An 18,175-nucleotide genomic window follows, 5' to 3' on the forward strand; every position below is an offset into this window, starting at 1 on the left:
GCGCTAGTTCGTTGTCATGGTGGTGCACGAGGTGGCGAAGACACCGCTTCGCTGTGCGCACTGACCGGCGACGAAGTCGTTCTCACCTGCCCAGCAGATCTGGACGCCGTTGTACTGCTGGTAGTTGTTCACCTGGAACTCATGCCCCTGGCTCGGGTAGATCCGACCGCCGGACGACACAAAAGTCCCGGTGAAGGTGGTTTTGAAGGCGTAGTAGAGCTGCCCCCCGATGACCCGAGTCTCGCCCGTCGGCTGGAGGTTGGTCCAGCTGGAACTACCGGTGTTCGTGAAGGTCAGACCCGGCACGGTCCACCAGTAGATGATCGAGAAGCTCTTGACGTCGCCGGGCGTGACGCCACCTCCACCTACTCCTCCGGTCTGGGTGTTGGTGGCACTCACCGTGTACCTTCGAGGATTGCTTGTCTGCTGCAGGCGGATTCCCGTGCTTCCACCGCGCACTTGGCTGCAGTTCACCGACGCGCTCGCACTGGGAGCCTGTACCGCGAGTGCGAGCACCGGCACCGTCCAGGCGGCACCTTGCACGATCTTCCGCCGGGAGACACGGTCGCTTTCGCCCGCACCGCCGCGGGAAATCGACTGGCCATGCTTATCGAGCGTGTTCTTAGGGAGAGATTTCACCTTCACATCATGCTGTTCCGGTCAGTCGCTCATGTCGTCCTGGCTGAGATTGCGCGACACCTGGCCGAAATTGTGCCGATTATCCCCGAACGGGTACCAACAGCACGAGGGAATGCCACCGCATCGTGGCCACTTCCACCCTGGGCGGTGAGGGCCTCAGGCTCGGCGGCGGATGCGGATCGGCCCCTTCGCCGAGGCGCCGTCGACGACTTCGCCGCCCTGGGTGATGTCGACGTCGCCGGCCGCCACGAGGCGCAGCGCGGCTGCCCTCGCCGCGTCCATCTCGCAGCGCCACTCGTCTCCCCCGACGGCTCGCGCCGCCTCGGACGGACAGATGGTGGCCCCTTCGGCCCGCTTGGCGAGCAGCTCGAGGATCACACGCTCGAGCTGCTGATCGCGCTGCGAGGCCGGGGTCACAGCAGCCGCTCCGCGAGGACCTTCGCCGTCGCCTCGGGATGCACGCGGTGCCCGACCGACTCGGCGACCTCGACGAGCTCCGACCCCGGCAGCGTCTCAGCCAGCCGCCTCGCGGCGCTCGCGAGGAACGGGAACGTGTCGCCGCCCACGACGATCGTCACGGGCACCTGCACGTCGACCATCGCCGCCGTCGGCGTCGACACCTGCCGCACGAGCTGCGCGTCGTAGACCGTCGACTGCGCGAGCGGCATGAGGCCGGGGAAGATCGGGCTCTGCCGAATCTGCTCGACGAGGGCAGGGTCGAGTCCAACCCCCTCGAGCTGGAACGTCGAGACCGCGGTAGCCGCCTCGCCCTCATCGACGAGCCGCTGTAGGCGCTCGGCGAGGTCGGGCGCCGGCTCGTGCTGCCCGAACCGGAACGGAGGCTCCGACAGGAACAGGTGCTGCACGGGAACGCCGAGGGAGGCGGCGAAGAGCGCGAGCACGGCCCCGGAGGAATGCCCGACGACGCTCACCTGGCCGCCGACCGCGCCGATGACGGCCGCCAGATCTTCTGCTTCACGCTCTGGCGCCGACGGCTTCGTATCACCGCTGTCGCCGCGGGCGCGGCGATCATAGGCGACGGCCGCGAAACCGGCCCTGACGAGTGCCAGCGCGAACTCCGTCACGTCTCGCGCCGTCGAGAACGCACCGTTCACGATGAGCACCACGGGCCCCGAGCCGCGGATCTCGTAGGCGATGCGCGTTCCATCCGCCGACAGGACCGTCTCGCGATCGACGCGAACCCCGCCCGTGCCCGGCTCTTCTGCTGCGACCATGTTCCTGCTCCCTCACCCTTGAGCGCTGCCGTCGGCCCTCCAGCGAATGCGGGCCGCGAGGCAAGTCTGCACCCTCGCGGCCCGTCTGAGGCGTTTCCTCCTCGCCTCGTTACCGAGCGGCAGCCAGTTCCTCGTCTGGGTGCTCACGCGCGTAGTTGGAACCAGCGTGGCCCGTGCTCAACCGCTTCCTGAGCACCAGCAGCCACCAGAGGAATGCCAGCCCGAGAGCTCCTGCGAACACGAAGCCGTTGCCAGCGAACGCGGGGAGGAACAGCAGTGCGATCTCGACGATCAGGAACACCACGAGACTGATGATGAGCAGCGGTCGCCTGGCGCGCCCGAGATCGAAGGTGCCCGGTTCGGGCGCCGGGATACGGCCCTTGTACGACGCGATCAGCAGACCGATCGTCTGCAGGACGTAGGTGCTGAAGAACGCAAGCGTCGCGATGCCGAGGAAGTAGTTGAAGGCGGCGGGACTGACGAGCGCAGACAGGAGCAGGAGCACCGAGACCACCCCGAGCGTGAGCACTGCTGTGGATGGGGTCTTGCGGGTGGGGCTGACGTGGCGGAGCGCTTTCGAGAACGGCATCATGTTGTCCCGCGACATCGAGTAGAGCAGCCGGGTGCCGACCAAGACGTTGGCGAGCAGGCACACGAGGATGTTGGTGAGCGCGATGGCGATGACGATCTTCGAGACGACGGGGCCGAGCTGCTGCGAGATGATCTCGTCGATGGGCGCCGAGGAGGCGAGCACTCCCGCAGGGTCCTTGATCGCGAGCGTGTACACGAGGTACATGGCGAACTCGATGATGCAGGACGCCGCGAACGCGTAGAACATGGTGCGGGGGATGACGCGGCGCGCGTCCTTCGTCTCCTCCGCCACGTCGGCGACCGCTTCCACCCCGACGAGTCCGAAGAACGGCCCGAGGGATGCGGCGAGCCATGCCAGCAGGTACGGAGTCGCGTCATCGGGACTGTTGCCCTCGAACAGCGACGAGAACGGCTGCGCGTTGCCAGGGATGACGAAGGCCACGAACGCGATCACGAGTGTCACGCCGATGGTGACGACGAACTCCAGGCCCACCCCGATGTTGTTGATGAGCGTCGCGAGCCGGACTCGGTAGGCGTTGATGAGCACGCACACGACGACGACCGCGATGGCGAGGAAGATCTGATTCGGCTGCGAGAGCTCCCAGCCGAAGACGCTGCCGAGATAGCCGGCGAAAACGTAGCCGAGGCTGGTCATGCCGCTGGTCCAGCCGATGAGCGCCGCGAAGCCGGTGAACCAGCCGAAGACCGGCCCGTTCAGTCGGCTTGTCCACTGGTAGGCGTAGCCGGCGAGGGGGATCTTGGCCGAGATGTCAGCCGCGATGAGCGTCCAGAGCAGGAATACCGGGATCGCGATGAACAGGGTCCAGATGAATGGAGCTCCCGCATTCGAATAGCCAGCCGCGAATCCGGAGAAGACCGCCGTGGTCGCGCTGATCGTCGAGAATCCGATTGCGAAGGATGCGATCTTCCCAACAGATCTATCGAGTTTCTGGTCATACCCGAATTCCGCGAGCCGCGCATCCTCGTCCGTGCCTGAACTCGATGGTTCAGGCAGAGGATCACGCCTGGACCTTTTCAGTGGATTTATCACTGCATCTCCTCGCCTCTTTGCGTGGAACGACCATGATCCGGCCGTGTCCTTGGAGACAGTGAACCCAGTGGCCCAGCACTCTGGAAGTCCGGTCCTCTTATGGATTGATAACTCTGGTCTATCGGTCCGAGTCCGATTGCCGCACCTGCGCCCGGTCGAGCATGCGCTGGACGAGTCTTCGCGCGGAGGGTGACACCCGGTCGGGGTGCCAAGCGAGCGCGGAGTAGCTGACGGGTCTGTCCACGATGGGGACGAACGTGATGCCCGGCCGGTCGTAGAGCCTGGTCATCGACGAGGTCGTGAAGCTCACGCCGATGCCGCGCGAGACCATCGTCGTCTCAGTCTCGTAGGTCGCAGCCTCACCGGCGATCAACGCTGGCTTGCCGTGTCGCGCGTCGGCAGCCATCCAGTAGTCTCGCCAGGCTCCTGCCGATTCGGGGGCGACGATCAGCGGCTCGTCGAGGAGCTCCTCGATCCGCAGCTCGATCTTGCCCGCGAGCCGGTGCGCCCTCGGCAGACAGGCCACCCAGGTCTCCTCCTCCACCACTGCGATCTCCAGCCCGAACGCCCCGACAGGAGGGCGGATGAGCGCGATGTCGGACTTCCCACTCGCGAGCCCGGCCGTCGGGTCGGCGAAGTCGTATTCCGTCATCTCGATCGTGATGCCCGGCAGGTCCCGCTCCACGTCCTCGAGCAGGGTGAAGAGGAGATCCGCTCCCGTCCCGATGAGATACCCGATGCGCACTTCGGCGTGATTGATGAGCGTCGAGGCGATGTCGAGGGTCTCGTCCACAGCGCGCAGCGCCGCACGCACATGGGGGAGCCACTCGCGTCCGAATGCGGTCAGCGTGACGGACCGGGTGTCGCGGTCGAAGACCTTCGCACCCAGCTGCTCCTCCAGTTGACGGATGGCGGAGGAGAGGGCGGGCTGGGTGATGAAGAGCTTCTCGGCAGCTCGCCGATAGTTCAGGTCCGCTGCGACCGCGTTGACGTAGCGAAGCTGCCGCAGGGTCACGTCTCCGGTCATCGCTCCTCCAAGAGTCAGTGATAGATGCAGCTTATGAACTCATCGTAGCTTCGTCTTTCCGCTCGGAGAGATTCGAGATCAGGATGAAGTCACTCACACGACTTCATTTGAGGAGCAGAACATGGGCGTTCACAGCGGGTCGCATTCGATCGACACACCCGCGCGGCAGGAGTTCTTCGACATCACCGACGAGGCGCAGACGTTCCTCGCCGAGCTCGGTGCCAGAAATGGACTCCTCACCGCCTACACGGCGCATACGAGCTGCACGGTCTTCCTCCAGGAGGAGTCCGAAGACGTGACGTATTACGGCACGCAGCTGATTCTGCAGGACACACTCAACGTCCTCGCGAAGATCGCTCCCCCTACTCGCCATGAGGGCCAGTACCTGCATCCGGGGCCGATCCACATCGAGAACGCGGCCGCGCTGCGGGATGAGCTGCCCGAATGGGGCCTCAACACCGACGGTCACATCATCTCGTCGATCCTCGGCCGTTCCGAGGTCATTCCCGTCGTCGATGGCGCGGCCGTACTCGGTGAGTTCGGACGCATCTACTTCGGCGATCTCGACGGTGTGCGCCCGCGCACACGCGTCGTGCACTTCCAGTTCATGGGTGAATGACGATGCTCGTCTACGCCATCGACGTCGGCACCACCAACCTCAAGGTCGTGCTCTATGACGAGCGGCTCGCGGTTCTTGCGAGCGCATCCGGGCCCGTGAGCTACGAGAGGTCAGGCGACCGCGTCGAGTTCGATGCCGAAGCGCTGTTCCAGACCGTCCTGGCGCTCGTGGCGGATTGCGCGCGGCGCGCGGCGGTGACGACTCGTGAGCACGACGCAGTACTCGCGTTCACGGGACAGGCGGAGTCGCTGGTTCTCGTGGATGCCTCCGGTCGTCCCGTGCGTCCAGCCCTCTCCTGGCTGGATAGCAGAGCCGGTGGCGAGGCCGAGCTCATGGCTGCGTCGTTCTCAGCTGACGCCGCGTTCGAGACCAGCGGGCAGCCATTCGCGTCAGCTGCCTGGCCCGCCGCCAAACTGCGCTGGCTGCGAGCGCACGAACCGGAGACGATGGCGGGAACCCACGAGGTGCTGATGGTGAAGGACTATCTCATCCGCTGCTTCACTGGTCGCAGCGTTGGCGAGGTCTCGACACGTGGTTTCACGTACCTGTGGGATGTCCGACGATCCGAGTACTGGGCAGAGATGCTCGAGTTCTGCGGCATCACCTCGGACCAGCTGCCTGAGGTCGCCGCTGCCGGCTCCGACGTCGGCCCAGTCATGCCGGATGTCGTCGCTCAGCTGCCGGAAGCTGTCGCGTATCGGGTGAACGTGGGGGCGCTCGACCACTTCTGTGCGATGGCAGGAACCGGCTCCTACCGGGCTGGCACCATCAGCGAATCAGCCGGAACGGTGCTCTCGCTCTCAATGCTCGCGAGCGACTGGCGCTTCGATCCCAGCCGCAGGATCTCATTCCACACCGGGCTCCACCCCGACGACATCGTCCTCTTCAACGGCGCAGACAGCGGAGGGGTTGTTCTCGAGTGGTTCAGAAGGGAAGGTCTCCAGAACCTCTCCCACGCAGAGCTCGAACGCGAACTCGCTGCCCGCTCGGCACTGGGCGCACCCATCTTCCTCCCGTACCTCACCGGCCTGAATCCGCCCGATTACCTTCCGGATGCTCGCGGAGCTTTCGTGGGCATCTCTCTCAGCCATGACCGCTTCGACCTCGCCTACGCAGTCGAAGAAGGCCTCGCCCACCTGTTGAAACGCAACATCGACTCTTTCACTGGAGCGCGTGCGCAGCAGATCGTGTCCACCGGCGGTGGCACTGCATCGACCTTCAGGAACCAGCTCAAGGCGGACGTCTGCGAGGTGGACGTCGTCGTCCCCAACGAGCGGGAGGCGACCTGCAGAGGCGCCGCGGTGCTCGCCCTCGTCGCAGCGGGAGAGCTCGCGAGCATCCACGACGCGGCGGAACTCAACCCACCGCTGACCGCGCGCTACCAGCCGTCCCGCGGGCGGCCCAGGACCGAACTCGTCGACCGTGCCGAGCGCTACGCGCTGTTCGAAGACTCCCTGCAGCGCCTCTACGCGACCTGACACCTGCACCAGCGTGCAGACGACGACCTGAAAACCACCTCACACGAGGTCGAGAAAAATGGAGTGAAGATGAAACTGTGCTGCTCGTCGCCGATGGTTCCCGGCGCGACTCTCACGGAGAAGGCGGAACGCCTCTCGGCCTGGGGGTACGACACGATCGCGGTCTTCCAGCCGTTCGCCGATTGGAACGACGACATCCGATCGGAGCTCGGCGAGCTCGAGTCGCGAACCGGGGTGCGCCCAGTCGAGTTCGTACTGACCGACGACGTCTACGGCAACGCCATGTCCCCAGACGCGGATCTCCGGGACCGATGCCGAGGGATGTACCTGGAAGCGGCATCGGTCTGTGCTGAGCTTGGCCTCGTCACCGAGATCGAGTTCGAGTACGGCGCCCAGAATCCCTTGCCCCTCTTCGACCCGTTCCTGCAGCTCGACCCCCGCCAGCAGGAGGGCTTCCTGAACTTCTACGCGCAGATGCTCGACGTCGTTGACGGGACCGCCGGGCGCGTGCTCCTCGAACCGCTCAACCGGTACGAGAGCCGGTACCTCAACCGCGCCTCTGACAACGTCCACCTCCTCGAGATGATCGACCATCCGAGCGCCGGCCTCCTCCCGGACACGTTCCACATGTCGATCGAGGAAGCGGACATCGCCGCGACGCTGCGTCAGTGCGGTGGCCACGTCAAGCAGGTGCACCTCGGGGAGAACAACCGACTCCTTCCAGGTCATGGCTCGCTCGACTGGCCCTCGATCATCGGAGCCCTCCGAGACATCGGATACACGGGCTCGCTGAATCTCGAATGCTCCACTCACGGTGATCCGGAGCGGAGCCTGCCGGAGACAGCCCGCTTCCTGCGGGCACTGATCGACGCATGAACAGGCTCCTCACTCCGCCGTTATTCGAGATCGGACCGAAGAACCTGCTGCGTCAGACCGAGATCGAGGCGCTGGCCGTCGCAGCGGGAGCGGCGGGGGCCGAACACGAAGTCGACGTCGTCCTGACCGTCCCGAACGCACTCGTCACGCGAACCGCAGAGCTCGATTCAGGCGTGCTCGTCTTCGCGCAGGCCATGGACGCGGACACGATCGGCGCCACCTTCGGTTCCACGACCGCGGAGGCGCTCGTCGACGCGGGCGCCGACGGCGTCATGCTCAATCACGAGAGCCGCCAACTCGACCCAGGAACACTCGCCGAAACCGTGTCCCGTGCTCACGAGGTCGGGCTGCTCACCATCGTCTGCGCTGGCACGATCGGCGATGCCGTTCGCTTGTCGCTCCTGAACCCGACGGCGATCCTCTTCGAACCGCCCGCACTCATCGGGACCTCGGGTGCCGTCAGCCGCTCCTGGATCCCCGAAGCGAATACGGCGGTCCGCGACACCGGCGGGGCAGTTCTCATGATGCACGCGGGAGGCGTCGCCTCCCCCACCATCGCCAGGCACATCATGGCCGCCGGCGCGGACGGCACGGGATCGACGAGTGGCGTGCTCGGTGCGCACGACCGGTCGGACGCAGCTCGCACGTTCATCGCATCCACCAGACAGGGGTTCGACGAGGCACTCGCCTCTCCCCAGCACGTCCACCACAACGAAGGAGACAGAACATGAGCAGAGAACTTGCAGGCAGGACCGCAGTCGTCACGGGTGGCGGCCGAGGGATCGGGCTCACCGTCGCCCGTTCACTTGCCGAGAACGGCGCCGACGTCGCGCTCCTCGATCTTCTCGACAGCGTCGAGGACACCGCAGCACAGCTCGCAGACGAGTTCGGTGTCAAGGCCGTCGGGCGGAGACTCGATGTCGTCGATCAGGACGCGACAGCGGCCGTCTTCGCGGAGGTCACGGAACTGCTGGGCACCCCGCAGATCCTCCTCACAGCGGCCGGCATCGAGATCAACGGCGACTCGATCGACGTCACCGCAGCCCAGTGGCGGAAAGTCATCGATGTGAACCTGACGGGGACGTTCTTCTCCGCGCAGGCCTTCGGCGCGGGTCTCCTGAAGTCAGGGCTTCCGGGGAGCGCCGTCCTCATCGCATCCATGTCGGGCTCCATCGTCAACGTGCCGCAGTGGGCCGCCTCCTACAACTCGTCGAAGGCAGCAGTCGCCCATCTCGGAAAATCCCTGGCTGTCGAATGGGCCAGTGCAGGCATCCGCGTCAACTCGATCGCGCCCGGCTACGTCCTCACCGACCTCACCCAGCAGATCATCGACCGCGAGCCGGAACTCCTCGAGGACTGGGTCTCCCGCATCCCGCTCGGCCGCATGGCCACCCCCGCAGACCTCACCGGCCTCGTTCGCTTCCTCGCCTCGGACGCGTCGAGCTACCTCACCGCGCAGCAGATCGTCATCGACGGCGGGTACACGGCGATCTGACCGATCTCGTGTGCTGGCAACCCCACGCACACGGCGGGCCCCACGCTGCAGTCCTCCCTGCAGCATGGGGCCCGCCGCCCTCCACGCTCTGTCGCGGTCTGATGTACCCCCGCGCCGGGCTACTTCACGTAGCCGTTGGGGTTGAGCACGTACTTCTTCGGCGCGCCCGCATCGAAGTCGGCGTAGCCCTTCGGAGCCTCGTCGAGCGTGATCGGCGTCGCCTGCACGGCGTCGGCGATCTTCACCTTGTCGAAGAGGATCGCCTGCATGAGCTGCCGGTTGTACTTCATGACCGGGCACTGTCCGGTCGTGAACGACAGCGACTTGGCCCAGCCGAGGCCGAGCCGGATCGACAGCGAGCCGACCTTCGCCGCCTCGTCCACTCCGCCCGGGTCACCCGTCACATACAGGCCGGGAATACCGAGGGCACCACCAGCCTCCGTCACCGTCATGAGCGAGTTCAGCACCGTCGCCGGCGCCTCGTGCCCCGCATCGGAACCGTGCCCGCGAGCCTCGAAGCCCACAGCGTCCACACCGCACTCGACCTCCGGCACGCCGAGGATCTGCTCGATCTGCTCACCGGGGTCGCCCTTCGAGACATCCACCGTCTCGCAGCCGAACGACCGCGCCTGCGCGAGGCGCTCTTCGTTGAGGTCGCCCACGATGACGCACGCGGCGCCGAGCAGCTGCGCGCTGACTGCCGCAGCGAGTCCCACCGGACCGGCGCCGGCGATGTAGACCGTCGACCCTGGGCCGACCCCCGCGGTGTAGGCACCGTGGAAGCCCGTCGGGAAGATGTCGGAGAGCATCGTCAGATCGAGGATCTTCTCGAGCGCCTGGTCACGGTCCGGGAACTTCAGGAGGTTCCAGTCGGCGTACGGCACCAGCACGTACTCCGCCTGCCCGCCGACCCAGCCGCCCATGTCGACGTAGCCGTAGGCGCTGCCGGGGCGGTCCGGGTTCACGTTGAGGCAGATGCCCGTCTTGCCCGACTTGCAGTTGCGACACCGCCCGCACGCGATGTTGAACGGAACCGACACGATGTCGCCGACCTTGATGAACTCGACGTCCGGGCCGACCTCGATGACCTCACCCGTGATCTCGTGACCGAGCACGAGGTCGACCGGAGCGGTCGTGCGCCCGCGCACCATGTGCTGGTCGGACCCGCAGATGTTCGTCGTCACGGTGCGCAGGATGGCCCCGTGCCGCACCTGACGGCCCACGTTCGCCGGGTTCACACCCGGTCCATCCTTCAGCTCGAACTCGGGATACGGGATGTCGATGACCTCGACCTCGTTCGGCCCCTTGTACGCGACGGCTCTGTTACTCGCCATGATCTCTCCTTTGAGTTGAGCGGGTTCTGCATGCGGTGCACACGACGGTGCAACCCTGCGAACGTCTCTGTTACGCAGTGTTTCGAGGCTATTGGCCGCCCTCAGGGCACGCCAGGATTCGGGGCAGATGACCAGCGGATGCACAGACTCAGGCCCGGGTGATCTGCTCCGTCGACTTCCCAGCGCGTTCGGAATACGCCGGATACCCCATCGGTTGTTGTACCTGCAAGCATCCACTTCTCGGAAGGAACAGCAAGCATGGCAATCGTCATCACCGGCGCGACCGGACAGCTCGGAACCCTCGTCATCGACAGCCTCCTCGAGCGCGGCGCGACCCCCACCGAGATCGTCGCCGGCGGCCGCAACGCCGAGCGACTCGCACAGCTCGCTGCGAAGGGCGTTCGCACCGCCACCATCGACTACTCGAAGCCCGACACCGCGACCGCCGCCATCAACGCTGGCGACACCGTCGTGCTCATCTCCAGCAGCGAAGTGGGCACCCGCGTCGCGCAGCACGAAGCGGTCATCGACGCGGCGAAGGCGAAGGGCGCGGCCCGCATCGTCTACACGAGCGTCCTCGGCGGCGACCCGGATGCCCTCATCCTCGCACCGGAGCACGTCGCGACCGAGTCGCTCATCCGCGAATCCGGCCTTCCCGCCACCATCGCGCGCAACGGCTGGTACACGGAGAACTACGTCGCCGACATCGCCCAGGGCGAGACGACGGGGGTCATCGTCAACAGCGCAGGCAAGGGCCGCGTCGCCAGCGCCTCCCGCGCCGACTACGCCGCCGGCATCGCCGCGATCGCCCTCGAAGACGGCCACGAAGGCAAGGTCTACGAGTTCTCCGGCGACAAGGCCTGGGACTTCGAGGAGTTCGCGAAGACCCTCGCCGACGCGATCGGCCGCGACGTCGAGTACCGCGCCCTCACCACCGAGGAGCACAAGGCCGCCCTCACCTCGAACGGGCTCGACGAAGGCACCATCGGCTTCATCACGGGCCTCGACGCGAACATCCGCGACGGAGGGCTCGCCCTCACCACCGGCGACCTCTCCCGAGTTTCCGGACGCCCCACGACGACGCTCGCCGAGACGCTCCGCACCCTCACCGCGTAGGCGGCGCCACCTGAGCAGCTTCACCCGCGGTCTGGCCGAGGGCCTGGTCGACGGTCCGGCTCACGCCACGACGACCCTCGCTTTCGGGATGGGTTTCGCGCCTGCGGATGGCTTGCAGAGCATCCGCAGGCGCGAAACCCACCCGGAGACGGTCATGGGTTGCGGGTCCGACGGCCCCGCGACGGATGCGCGCGGTTGCTACCGGAGCGGCTGCGGGGCGAGCGAGCGCGGTCGGCTGATCGAGAACAGCTCGGGAGCTGCACCGGCACCGTTCTCGGCGAGGTCGGCCCCGAGGCGGCCGATCGAGGGAACGAACTTGAACCCCTCCCCCGCGAAGCCAGCGAGCACCACGATGCGGCCGACCCGGTCGATCACGAACCTGGCGTCGTCGGTCGTCGTGTAGGTGCAGCTGATCGGGTCGGCGCTGTCCGCGTCGACGCCGGGCAGCCAGTCCCGCGCGTACTGCCTGATGCCGTCGAGCTGCGCGGACACCGGCAGGAAGTCCCGCGAGTCCGGATCGACGACGGGCCCGACCCCGTGCCATCCCGCCTTGATCCCCTCGCCGGGGGTGAGCATCCCGTACACGGGCGAGAGCCACCCCTCGTAGCCGGGCCTCCCGAGCGCCGGCAGGTGGTTGAAGCTCGGCCAGTCGACGTACCCGTTGAACTCGCGGAAGTGCACGGGCGCCTCCTGCGTGACGCGCAGGCGCGGCAGCTCGACGGCCCCGCCGAGCAGCGTGCGGGTCCACGCGTTCACCGCAGAGACGACGACCTTCGCCGTGATCGTCTCGCGCGCGTGACCGCGATGCTCTGCCTCCTCACCCCAGGAGTGCGCCTCGACGACCACGTGTTCGGCCTGCTCGACGACGTTCACTGCTCGCATGCCCCAGCTCAGCTCCGCGCCGCTCGCAGCGGCCAGCTCGGCCATGCTCGTGAGCGCATCCGCGGCCCGCACGCGTCCCGCCCTCGGGAGGTGCAGCACCTCGGTGTCGAAGCGGATGCCAGGCCACCGTTCGCCCGCATCCTGCGTCGAGAGCAGCTCGGCCGGTTCGCCGCTCGCGGAGATCGCGCCGTGCACCTCGGGGCTCGCCGCCCCCGGTCCGTGGTTCACGAGACCAACGAGGTCGAGGATCTGGCGGCCCGAGTCGAGCTCGAGCTCGCCCCACAGCGCCCGAGACTCGTGCAGCATCGCGACGAGATCCGGCTGCGTGTACGACGTGTTGAAGTTGCGGGTCGCCCCGTGGGATGCGCCCATGTGGTGACCGGGCTGGAACTGCTCGAGCAGGCGCACGCGCCTGCCGCGCCTCGCCAGCTGCCACGCGGTCGACAGGCCCATCGCGCCGCCGCCGATGATGAGCACGTCAACGTCAGTCATGACCCCACGCTACCCGCACTCAACTCGGGCGCTTTCCTCGGTACCATGGCGGAATGCTCACCGTCTCCGGTCAGCGGGAGAAGATCCTCACCGCGTATATGAACCTGCTCGTCGACTCCGGCGTGCGCGGGACGACTCTCGAGGCCGTTGGCACCACCTGCAAGCTCTCCAAGGCCGGGGTGCTGCACCATTTCTCGTCGAAGCAGGCGCTCGGGGATGCGCTCCTCGAAGAGCTGCGGGGGCAGGCACGGGTCGACGCCGACAACATGCTCGCCGACCTCGACAACGCCGTCTCGTACTACATCGTCTCGTCGCAGGATCGGGACAGCCTCCTCGAACGGCTCGTGGAAGCGGTGTACCGCCTCGCGCAGACCGGTGACAAGGACGCGCTCGACGTGCTCCGCCAGTGCCGCGAGGGCTGGTTCGACGCACTGGTTCGCGCTATCGGCGACGCCTCGGTCGCTCGGCTCGTACTGTTCGTCGGTGACGGCATGAACCACAACGCGCTGCTCAGCGTGGACTCGGAGAACGAGAGGTTCATCAACGCGGAGTCGACAGCCGAGATCATGGACGCGATCGCGCAGCTGCGCGCCTAGGGCCAGCAGCAGCGCAGCCTGCGGGGCGGGTCGGGTCCCTCGCTCCCGCCGACTGCAGCGTCCTGCGCGGAAACACAACCGTTACGACGGGATGCGGGAAAACTCTCGGCGCATCACCGACCAAATGGTAAGTTCGTGCTCACTCCGCGAACGCGGCAGGCCCTTTGATGCGGGAGACAACGATGACCAACGCACAGCCTGGCCCCATTACCGAGGCCCTCGCCACCCAGACGCCCATCGGCAAGGGGCTCGCCCCAGCACGACTCGGCATCTGGGGGTCGACCGTCATCGGCCTCGCCTCGACGGCGCCCCTCTTCTCCCTCGCCGCGACCCTCGGCTTCGTCGTGATCGCCGTCGGCGAGCAGGCTCCCATCGCGTTCATCCTCGCGTTCATCCCGATGATGTTCACGGCCTTCGCGTACCGCGAGCTCAACAACGAGCTCAACGACTGCGGCACCGTCTTCACCTGGGCGGCCAAGGCCTTCGGCCCTCGCACCGGCTGGATGTCGGGCTGGGCCCTCGCGGTCGCCGGGATCCTGGTCATGGCGAACCTCGCGGAGATCGCCTCCGTCTACATCCTGCTGCTCGTCGGAGACGGATCGCTCGCCGAGAACCGGGTCGTCGTGACGCTCTTCGGCGCCGTCATCATCGCCGTCATGACGTGGATCTCCATGCGCGGCATCGAGCTGGGCGAGAAGATGCAGGTCGTCCTGCTCGTCATCCAGTACGCGGCCATGGCGGCGTTTGTCGTCGGCTGCCTCGTCGGCTACTTCAACGGCACGGCGCCCGACCCGACGCCCGTCAGCATCGACTGGTTCAACCCGTTCCTCGCGGACGGCACCGGCATGGTGCAGGCGATCATCCTCGCTCTCTTCATCTACTGGGGCTGGGACACCTGCCTCGCCCTGACCGAGGAGACGAAGGACCCGAAGAAGACCCCGGGCCGCGCCGCCGTGCTCTCGACCGTGCTGCTGCTCATGACGTACGTCGGCATCACGATCGTCGTCATGATGTACGCCGGCCTCGGCGAGACCGGCACGGGCCTCGCCAACGAGGAGAACGCGGACGACGTCTTCTCGGTGCTCACCGACCTCGCGATGGGTCCGTGGGGCTGGTTCCTCGTGCTCGCCGTCGCCGTCTCGTCGCTGTCGTCGTCGCAGACCACGATCCTCCCCACCGCCCGCGGCACCTTCGCGATGGGCGTGTACAAGGCCCTGCCGAAGCGCTTCGCCGTGGTGAGCGAGAAGTCGAAGACCCCGACGTTCTCGACGCTCCTCATGGGCATCGTCGCGATCGTCTACTACGTCGGCATGAGCTTCGTGTCGAACAGCGTGCTGCAGGACTCGATCCTCTCGATCGGCCTTGCCATCGCGTTCTTCTACGGCATCGCGAGCTTCGCCTGCATCTGGTACTTCCGCACGAGCCTTTTCACGTCGACCCGCAACTTCCTCTACCGGTTCCTGTTCCCGCTGCTCGGCGGCGTGTTCATGGTGTGGGCGTTCTTCCAGTCGGCGATCGACATGGCCAACCCCGAATACGGATACACGACCTTCTTCGGCCTCGGCAGCGCGTTTGTCATCGGCATCGGCTCGTTTGTCATCGGCTTCATCCTCATGTTCGTCTGGGCCGCGATGCCCGGCTCGAAGGACTACTTCGAGAAGCGCACCATCAACCGCCACTCGGCGATCCTCGCCCCGGAAGACTGACCCGCGGCCAGGGCGTCCCGCCTCTCGGCTGGGCACTCGAGCCGCACCGCATTACCTACCAACCGCAAGGTTCACACCGTGGACCGGGCAGCACATCCACCGCACGTGATCAGAGAAAGGCCTTTCGTGCATATCCTCATCATCGGTGCCGGAGGCGTCGGCGCAGCCGCTGCCCGCATCGCGAAGCGACGCAGCTTCTTCGACTCCTGCCTCATCGCCGACTACGACCCCGCCCGCCCGCGGGACCTCGTCGCCGAACTCGGCGACGACCGATTCCGCGCGGCCCAGGTGGATGCGTCCGACCCCGGTGCCGTCGAGGCGCTCGTGCGCGACAACGGCATCACCCACGTCCTCAACGCGGTCGACCCCCGCTTCGTGATGCCCATCTTCACCGGCGTCACCGGTGCCGGCGCGACCTACCTCGACATGGCGATGAGCCTCTCGAAGCCGCACCCCGAGCATCCGCACGAGCAGACCGGCGTGAAGCTCGGCGACGAGCAGTTCGAGCACGATGCGGCACTGAAGGAGCGCGGCGTCCTGGCGCTGTGCGGCATCGGCGTCGAGCCAGGCCTCTCGGACGTGTTCGCCCGCTATGCGGAAGATGAGCTGTTCTCGGAGATCGACGAGCTCGGCGTGCGCGACGGCGCCAACCTCACCGTCGAGGGCTACGACTTCGCCCCGTCCTTCTCGATCTGGACGACCATCGAGGAATGCCTCAACCCGCCCGTCATCTTCGAGCGCGAGCGCGGCTGGTACACGACGCCGCCCTTCAGCGAAGCTGAGGTGTTCGACTTCCCCGAGGGCATCGGCCCCGTCGAGTGCGTCAACGTCGAGCACGAGGAGGTGCTCCTCATGCCGCGGTGGACCGACGCGAAGCGCGTCACGTTCAAGTACGGACTCGGCCAGGAGTTCATCGACGTGCTCAAGACGCTGCACATGCTCGGCCTCGACAGCACCGACCCGGTCAGCGTCAAGGGCCAGCAGGTGTCGCCTCGCGATGTCGTCGCCGCGGTGCTGCCGGACCCAGCGAAGCTGGGCGACCGGATGCGCGGCAAGACCTGCGCGGGCCTCCTCGTGACCGGAAAGGGCAAGGACGGCGAGCCGAAGCAGGTGTACCTGTACCACGTGGCCGACAACGAGCAGACGATGGCGAAGGACAATTCGCAGGCCGTCGTCTGGCAGACCGCTATCAACCCGGTCATCGCCCTCGAGCTGCTCGCGACGGGCGTCTGGTCTGGTGCCGGCGTGCTCGCGCCCGAGGCGTTCGACGCGAAGCCGTTCCTGGAGCTGCTCGGCTCGGCGGAGCCCGCCGGCTACGGTTCGCCGTGGCACGTGCAGGACCGCAGCGCGGCGCTGTCCGCGTAAGCGCAGGGGTCCGCTGACCAACTTCAGTGCGATATCGGGCCGAAAGCGCTGTTTTGGCGCCGCTCGGCCCGATATTGCACTGAAGTTGGACAGCGACTGCGCAGCCGGGGCGCTCGACGGCAGCCGGTGGGCTCCGCTCCACACCCTGCCGCGCGCGCCGCCCGGCGGCCAACTTCCGTGATCAACGAGGCCAAGACGCTACTCTCAACGCGGCGAGCGCCGATCCATCACGCAAGTTGGCCGCATCAGCTGGCGAGCAACTCCTCGATCTCGGCGGCCGTCGGGATGCTCGGCGAGGCCCCGCGCTTCGAGACGGCGAGAGCACCAGCGGCCGCCCCGAACCGGATCGACGCTTCGAGGGATCGCCCGCCAGCGAGCGCAGCCCCGAGCGCACCGGCGAAGGCGTCGCCGGCCGCCGTCGTATCTACGGCGTCGACCTCGATCACGGGGTAAGTCTCCGCGCGTTCGGGCGTCACGAGCGTCGTCCCGTCCCCGCCGCGCGTGACGAGCACCGCCCCGACGCCGCGGTCGAGGAACCACCGCCCGGCCTCGACGGCGCTCGCCTCCGAGTCGACGACGATGCCCGTGAGCATCCGCGCCTCCGTTTCGTTGGGGGTGACGAGGTCGACGAGGCCCCACACCTCCTCGTCGAGAGGTGCGGCGGGCGCCGGGTCGAGGATCGTCGTGATCCCGGCATCCCGTGCCGTGCGCAGGATGCTCGCGGTCAGCCGCGCGGGCGTCTCGAGCTGGGTGAGCAGCACCGAGCTCGTGGCCGCGGAGTCGCGGATGCCCTGCACGACGGTCGCCTCGTCGAGCGCGTCGTTCGCTCCCGGCACGATGACGATGGAGTTCTCGCCGCTCGCATCCACGCGGATGTGCGCGATACCCGTCTCCCCTGACACCGTCCGCAGCCTGTCGACACCCACGCCGGCGTCGACGAGCTCGCGCGTGACCATCGTGCCGAACGTGTCGTCGCCGACGCACGCGATGAACGAGGTGGATGCGCCAGCGCGGGCGGCCGCGACGGCCTGGTTCGCCCCTTTCCCCCCGAGGGCCAGGCTGAAGCTGTCGCCCCGCAGCGTCTCGCCGGGTTCCGGCGGCCGGGCGGAGAAGGCGGTGAGGTCGGCGGAGACGCTCCCGACGACAAGCACGCCGTTTCGGTTCGTGCCGCTCATGCGCGCTTCGAGCGCATCGCCTTGAGCTGCGTGAGCGACGCGTCGCCCGCCTTCTCCTCGTACTCGTCCGAGCCGAGCGGCACGAGCGCGACACGCGCCTCCTCGTCGGAGTGGATGCCCCACCCCCAGCGCTTCCCGAGGGGAGACGCGCGAAGGCACGCCTGGTCCTTCGCGAAGAAGGCGGCCCTGGCCGCGTCCCGCTCCTCAGCCGGTACCGCGTTGCGCACGGCGTAGGTCTCGAAGAGCACATCGTCGGACGTGTACTCGTACGGGTGCGCGGCGATGAGGGCGTGCTGGAGGCTCGCGATGGTCGGCCCCTTCGCCGACTCGGGCGGCGCCTCAGCCTCGTCGACGGGGCAGTCGTCGGCGATCTGGATGAACGTGCTCGCGTAGTTCGTCGTTCCCATGGGCAGAGCCTACGGGGCGTTCAGCTGGGGAGCCGATCGCGAAGAGCATCGTTAGCGTGACGAAGACGTGACCGAGTGGTCGGCGCGTGCG

Annotated in this window: 18 protein-coding genes; 9 read left to right on the plus strand and 9 right to left on the minus strand. The window is 67.1% G+C overall.

The genetic code is table 11. The features are described 5' to 3' along the window. Window positions 1–3 precede the first annotated feature (3 nt). The 5 genes from ITJ61_RS12280 to ITJ61_RS12300 all read right to left on the minus strand — a co-directional run bounded on the left by ITJ61_RS12280 (window position 4) and on the right by ITJ61_RS12300 (window position 4,543). Entirely contained in the window at window positions 4–639 is a 636-nt protein-coding gene (locus tag ITJ61_RS12280; protein ID WP_146082030.1) for a hypothetical protein, read from the minus strand. Between the two features lie 156 nt (window positions 640–795). Continuing rightward, window positions 796–1,056, minus strand: a complete 261-nt coding sequence (locus tag ITJ61_RS12285; RefSeq protein WP_194686332.1) for a DUF3253 domain-containing protein — start codon at window positions 1,054–1,056, stop codon at window positions 796–798. Then, a complete protein-coding gene (locus ITJ61_RS12290; RefSeq protein WP_104243767.1) occupies window positions 1,053–1,874 on the minus strand; it encodes an alpha/beta fold hydrolase in 822 nt (273 codons plus the stop codon). The genes ITJ61_RS12285 and ITJ61_RS12290 overlap by 4 nt, the downstream gene beginning before the upstream one ends. A gap of 109 nt (window positions 1,875–1,983) precedes the next feature. Then, complete coding sequence (locus tag ITJ61_RS12295; protein WP_219819530.1) at window positions 1,984–3,516, minus strand: APC family permease; 1,533 nt, start codon at window positions 3,514–3,516, stop codon at window positions 1,984–1,986. Between the two features lie 118 nt (window positions 3,517–3,634). Then, window positions 3,635–4,543 (minus strand): LysR family transcriptional regulator, encoded by a 909-nt coding sequence (locus ITJ61_RS12300; protein WP_194686333.1) that lies wholly within the window; start codon window positions 4,541–4,543, stop codon window positions 3,635–3,637. 121 nt (window positions 4,544–4,664) lie between these two features. Between ITJ61_RS12300 and ITJ61_RS12305 the strand changes: the two genes are divergently transcribed. The 5 genes from ITJ61_RS12305 (at window position 4,665) to ITJ61_RS12325 (ending at window position 9,011) form a co-directional block, all read left to right on the plus strand. Next, on the plus strand, window positions 4,665–5,162 hold the full coding sequence (locus tag ITJ61_RS12305) for a YjbQ family protein (protein WP_104307494.1): 498 nt from the start codon (window positions 4,665–4,667) through the stop codon (window positions 5,160–5,162). Further along, entirely contained in the window at window positions 5,159–6,640 is a 1,482-nt protein-coding gene (locus tag ITJ61_RS12310; RefSeq protein WP_194686334.1) for an FGGY-family carbohydrate kinase, read from the plus strand. Before ITJ61_RS12305 ends, ITJ61_RS12310 begins: the two co-directional genes overlap by 4 nt. Before the next feature lie 69 nt (window positions 6,641–6,709). Then, entirely contained in the window at window positions 6,710–7,516 is an 807-nt protein-coding gene (locus tag ITJ61_RS12315; RefSeq protein WP_228497037.1) for a sugar phosphate isomerase/epimerase family protein, read from the plus strand. Then, window positions 7,513–8,247, plus strand: a complete 735-nt coding sequence (locus ITJ61_RS12320; RefSeq protein WP_194686336.1) for a triose-phosphate isomerase — start codon at window positions 7,513–7,515, stop codon at window positions 8,245–8,247. Before ITJ61_RS12315 ends, ITJ61_RS12320 begins: the two co-directional genes overlap by 4 nt. Beyond that, window positions 8,244–9,011 (plus strand): SDR family oxidoreductase, encoded by a 768-nt coding sequence (locus ITJ61_RS12325; protein ID WP_194686337.1) that lies wholly within the window; start codon window positions 8,244–8,246, stop codon window positions 9,009–9,011. Before ITJ61_RS12320 ends, ITJ61_RS12325 begins: the two co-directional genes overlap by 4 nt. Before the next feature lie 119 nt (window positions 9,012–9,130). On the opposite strand, the gene fdhA is transcribed toward ITJ61_RS12325, so the two are convergent. Further along, the gene (gene fdhA / locus ITJ61_RS12330) at window positions 9,131–10,345 is read right to left on the minus strand and encodes a formaldehyde dehydrogenase, glutathione-independent (protein WP_104243781.1); all 1,215 of its coding nucleotides are present in this window, start codon (window positions 10,343–10,345) and stop codon (window positions 9,131–9,133) included. Between the two features lie 258 nt (window positions 10,346–10,603). Here fdhA and ITJ61_RS12335 point away from each other — a divergent pair, with 258 nt between their 5' ends. Next, window positions 10,604–11,461, plus strand: a complete 858-nt coding sequence (locus ITJ61_RS12335; protein WP_104300152.1) for an SDR family oxidoreductase — start codon at window positions 10,604–10,606, stop codon at window positions 11,459–11,461. A gap of 198 nt (window positions 11,462–11,659) precedes the next feature. On the opposite strand, the gene ITJ61_RS12340 is transcribed toward ITJ61_RS12335, so the two are convergent. Next, window positions 11,660–12,835, minus strand: coding sequence for an FAD-dependent oxidoreductase (locus tag ITJ61_RS12340; RefSeq protein WP_104243785.1), 1,176 nt, complete (start codon window positions 12,833–12,835; stop codon window positions 11,660–11,662). Window positions 12,836–12,888: 53 nt separating this feature from the next. Between ITJ61_RS12340 and ITJ61_RS12345 the strand changes: the two genes are divergently transcribed. From ITJ61_RS12345 to ITJ61_RS12355, 3 genes are all read left to right on the plus strand, one after another. Next, on the plus strand, window positions 12,889–13,431 hold the full coding sequence (locus ITJ61_RS12345) for a TetR/AcrR family transcriptional regulator (protein WP_194686338.1): 543 nt from the start codon (window positions 12,889–12,891) through the stop codon (window positions 13,429–13,431). 182 nt (window positions 13,432–13,613) lie between these two features. After that, window positions 13,614–15,137 carry an APC family permease gene (locus tag ITJ61_RS12350; RefSeq protein ID WP_194686339.1) on the plus strand — a complete coding sequence of 508 codons (1,524 nt, stop codon included), beginning with the start codon at window positions 13,614–13,616 and terminating at the stop codon, window positions 15,135–15,137. A gap of 126 nt (window positions 15,138–15,263) precedes the next feature. After that, window positions 15,264–16,502 carry a saccharopine dehydrogenase family protein gene (locus ITJ61_RS12355; RefSeq protein ID WP_194686340.1) on the plus strand — a complete coding sequence of 413 codons (1,239 nt, stop codon included), beginning with the start codon at window positions 15,264–15,266 and terminating at the stop codon, window positions 16,500–16,502. A gap of 245 nt (window positions 16,503–16,747) precedes the next feature. Here the strand turns inward: ITJ61_RS12355 and rbsK are convergent, their stop codons facing one another. Both rbsK and ITJ61_RS12365 read right to left on the minus strand, forming a co-directional pair. Further along, window positions 16,748–17,677 carry a ribokinase gene (gene rbsK / locus ITJ61_RS12360; protein ID WP_194686341.1) on the minus strand — a complete coding sequence of 310 codons (930 nt, stop codon included), beginning with the start codon at window positions 17,675–17,677 and terminating at the stop codon, window positions 16,748–16,750. Next, window positions 17,674–18,084, minus strand: a complete 411-nt coding sequence (locus ITJ61_RS12365; RefSeq protein WP_194686342.1) for a DUF6157 family protein — start codon at window positions 18,082–18,084, stop codon at window positions 17,674–17,676. Before ITJ61_RS12365 ends, rbsK begins: the two co-directional genes overlap by 4 nt. Between the last annotated feature and the right edge of the window lie 91 nt (window positions 18,085–18,175).

It is taken from the genome of Pseudoclavibacter sp. VKM Ac-2888 (assembly GCF_015351285.1).
Lineage (GTDB): Bacteria > Actinomycetota > Actinomycetes > Actinomycetales > Microbacteriaceae > Pseudoclavibacter.

Bases quoted from the DNA above. Each gene is read 5' to 3' on its own strand.
- ITJ61_RS12290 (WP_104243767.1), bottom strand. From the start codon at position 1,874: ATGGTCGCAGCAGAAGAGCCGGGCACGGGCGGGGTTCGCGTCGATCGC.
- ITJ61_RS12300 (WP_194686333.1), bottom strand. From the start codon at position 4,543: ATGACCGGAGACGTGACCCTGCGGCAGCTTCGCTACGTCAACGCGGTC.
- ITJ61_RS12305 (WP_104307494.1), top strand. From the start codon at position 4,665: ATGGGCGTTCACAGCGGGTCGCATTCGATCGACACACCCGCGCGGCAG.
- ITJ61_RS12310 (WP_194686334.1), top strand. From the start codon at position 5,159: ATGACGATGCTCGTCTACGCCATCGACGTCGGCACCACCAACCTCAAG.
- ITJ61_RS12315 (WP_228497037.1), top strand. From the start codon at position 6,710: ATGAAACTGTGCTGCTCGTCGCCGATGGTTCCCGGCGCGACTCTCACG.
- ITJ61_RS12320 (WP_194686336.1), top strand. From the start codon at position 7,513: ATGAACAGGCTCCTCACTCCGCCGTTATTCGAGATCGGACCGAAGAAC.
- ITJ61_RS12325 (WP_194686337.1), top strand. From the start codon at position 8,244: ATGAGCAGAGAACTTGCAGGCAGGACCGCAGTCGTCACGGGTGGCGGC.
- fdhA (WP_104243781.1), bottom strand. From the start codon at position 10,345: ATGGCGAGTAACAGAGCCGTCGCGTACAAGGGGCCGAACGAGGTCGAG.
- ITJ61_RS12335 (WP_104300152.1), top strand. From the start codon at position 10,604: ATGGCAATCGTCATCACCGGCGCGACCGGACAGCTCGGAACCCTCGTC.
- ITJ61_RS12340 (WP_104243785.1), bottom strand. From the start codon at position 12,835: ATGACTGACGTTGACGTGCTCATCATCGGCGGCGGCGCGATGGGCCTG.
- ITJ61_RS12345 (WP_194686338.1), top strand. From the start codon at position 12,889: ATGCTCACCGTCTCCGGTCAGCGGGAGAAGATCCTCACCGCGTATATG.
- ITJ61_RS12350 (WP_194686339.1), top strand. From the start codon at position 13,614: ATGACCAACGCACAGCCTGGCCCCATTACCGAGGCCCTCGCCACCCAG.
- rbsK (WP_194686341.1), bottom strand. From the start codon at position 17,677: ATGAGCGGCACGAACCGAAACGGCGTGCTTGTCGTCGGGAGCGTCTCC.
- ITJ61_RS12365 (WP_194686342.1), bottom strand. From the start codon at position 18,084: ATGGGAACGACGAACTACGCGAGCACGTTCATCCAGATCGCCGACGAC.